Source organism: Propioniciclava sp. MC1683 (genome assembly GCF_014164675.1).
Taxonomy (GTDB): domain Bacteria; phylum Actinomycetota; class Actinomycetes; order Propionibacteriales; family Propionibacteriaceae; genus Propioniciclava.
In genome coordinates, this window is the sequence record NZ_JACJFX010000079.1 from 1 (window position 1) to 2,665 (window position 2,665).

A 2,665-nucleotide genomic window follows, 5' to 3' on the forward strand; every position below is an offset into this window, starting at 1 on the left:
TGGTCGTCTCGCCACGCACGAGCTGGAGGAAGATCTCGTACTTCACCGACGGCGCCAACAACTTCTTCGCGCGCCGCGTAGGGCTCGCCGGGCTCGCCCCGGCATCCTTGTTCGTCGAGGACATCGAAACTCACTCTCGGGTCAGCCAGACCCCCACAGTGTGGTCTGATTCAAACCCCGAAATGCGACACGATCCCTGACGCAAGACAGAATCCTTCTTCGCCCTGCTCCAGAAGAACGTCTTGAACCGGCAACGCTGGCACACCCGCCACGACCTCCGGATCGCCATCGTCACCTGGACCGAACGCACCTACCACCGCCGCCGACGCCAGCAACGCCTCGGCCGATTGACCCCCATCGAGTTCGAGACCATCATGACCACACCGGCCGACCAAGCCGCCTAACCCAACCTGTCACCAAAACGTGCAGCAGTCCCGTCCGGCTCACCGAACACGGTGAACAGGTTGCCGGCACCCGTCTTCTTGAGTACCTCACCCATCAGCAGGTCGACGTTCATGCGGACCAGCAACACCTTTTACCTTGCCCAGTTGCCGTTCGCCCGCCACTTGGGCGAACCTCGGCACCCTCACTGCACCAGCGATGAGCTGAGCTGAGTTGCCTGACGTGACGCCTCGAACACTTACTCGTCGCGTCCGGCCTCGGGGGTCTGTCGTTGAACCCGATTGTTTGTTCCCCGGATCTCGCGCCTCCGGGCCACCAACGCCTTGACCCATCAGCGCTCACTCCGCGGAGACCGCGGTGAGAACCGAGCCTCCACCACGCGGCCGCGATCCTTCTTCGGCGTCAAGAGAGTCAGAACGATGTCTCGAACTGTTCGTAGAGCGATCCCGACCACGATCAACCACCAAGCGGCATCCCCGGCCTCCAGCGCCGCCTTGATCTCCTCGACCACGATCATCACCTCCATGTCCATCGTTGCCGACCAGTGACCGGAGGGATCAACCACTTCACACCATGTGCAAGGCTGTGAAGGTGGCCCCCACACACGACCGACATCAGCTATTGGGATGGGTCGCGCGCAGTCACAGACTGTTCGCCGTTGACGCAGCGAGACGCACACTGGACGGCCTCACCCAAGGAAGTCGCTCACCGATCGCGCCATCAATGGCATCCATGCTGGAGCGTGGATCGCGTCGCTGGAACGCATCGCTATTGCGCACATATCAGGACGCACTGGGGCCAGCAGCCGAGAACTTGGTTCGCGCCTACTCCGAGTTCAAGACTGATCCCGCCTCAGGCCTGCTGTTACCTCAAGACGCTGCGGACACTCTGGATCGGTTGACTTCACCCTCGGACAGACTTCCAGAGGCAACCCAAATCATAGACGTAGTCAAATGGGTCACGACTCGTCGCGACCCGCTCGGGCGTTCCTCATGGGAGACGCTCGTGAGTCGTGTGGTCGACCAAGCGTGCGACCGAAAGGGTGACATCGGGCAAGCATCTGATGCGGCTCTCGCGTGCTTAGCCATCCACCCGGTTGCCGGTCGGGCATTCGCCGAGTACGCACTTCAGCTGGCCACAGAAGTGGGCCACCCGAAGTCATTTGTGCCGCTCATCGCGCAGCAGCAAGCCAAGGCTCCCGTCCACCTCGGCCGTCTTGTGACCGAACTGGAGAGCCCTAGTAACCGCTGGCTGCTGAGAGAAAACCTCAATCTGGCGGCGGCGAAGCTCTCTGACCCACAAGCACAGTGGACCGCGCGCCTGCGTCGGCGAACCGCGCATGCAGCGATGTCCTGGCTCACCGAGGAGGCCAGCGAACACGAGATCAAGCGCGCAGCCGCCCACGTGCTGCGGATCCTTGGGTTGGGGTCCTCACCTTCGGTGAGCCGAATCCGCCTCGCAGACGAGGTTCGAGGTCTCTCGCAGGGGATCGACCGGCCCGTCATGCACACCTTGGTGCAACGAAATGCCGCCGCTGTCATCAGCCACCTCAGCGCCATTAGGAGTGTCGAGCTGAATATTGAGGACCCAATACTCATCGACCTCTTAGCCTCGGCCATCATCGGGGGAAATGATCAGGAACGCCGCGAGTCCACCCACTGGCTGTACCACAGCGCCTACAGACCCGCCCTTGCTCATCAAGCAACTGTGGTGATCCGATCCAGAACAGGAATCGACCGCGATAGAGGTGCCCTTCATTCGTGGGTGAGACTTCTTGGCAAGCTGGGCTCCAGCACGGACGACGCCGATACCATCTCAGCGGTTCTTCAAACTCCCGGGACCTCTACTGCCACGGCCGAGACGGCCGCTTGGGCGTTGTGTGACCTCGCCTCGTCAGCTCTACCCAGATCTCTCGGCCCACCGCCTCCGATCGTGGCTCGACAGCAGCACAAGGCCATCCGGCCGACGCTCCAACGGGCACTCGTGAGCACTTTGGGACGGGGCGGCGACTGGGATGGCCTGCGGGCCCTGACGCACCTCAGCGCCGACGCCGAAGCCGAACGCCGCTGGTGGCTCACTCGCAGGGGGTCCACACCAGCTCCTTAGCCTCATCAGCACCACCCTCAGGTAAAGCGAGAGCAATGATCAGAACCTGTGGATGGCTCTCGGCGAGGTGACGTGAAACGGGCGTACCTCCCGAGCAAGATCGAAGCCCATGCAAGTTCTGATCAGGGTCGGCGTTGGCGCGCCGGCTCGGGAAGGT

General features: G+C 62.4%; 2 protein-coding genes and 1 pseudogene. 2 read left to right on the plus strand and 1 reads right to left on the minus strand.

The genetic code is table 11. The features are described from left to right. Positions 1-209 precede the first annotated feature (209 nt). A pseudogene (locus H5397_RS17230) lies at positions 210-404 on the plus strand (IS3 family transposase); the annotation flags it as partial. Between the two features lie 329 nt (positions 405-733). Here H5397_RS17230 and H5397_RS17235 read toward each other — a convergent pair. Further along, on the minus strand, positions 734-928 hold the full coding sequence (locus tag H5397_RS17235; RefSeq protein WP_182818961.1) for a hypothetical protein: 195 nt from the start codon (positions 926-928) through the stop codon (positions 734-736). A 479-nt stretch (positions 929-1,407) separates the two neighbouring features. Here H5397_RS17235 and H5397_RS17240 point away from each other — a divergent pair, with 479 nt between their 5' ends. Beyond that, entirely contained in the window at positions 1,408-2,508 is a 1,101-nt protein-coding gene (locus H5397_RS17240; protein WP_182818962.1) for a hypothetical protein, read from the plus strand. The last annotated feature ends 157 nt before the right edge of the window (positions 2,509-2,665 follow it).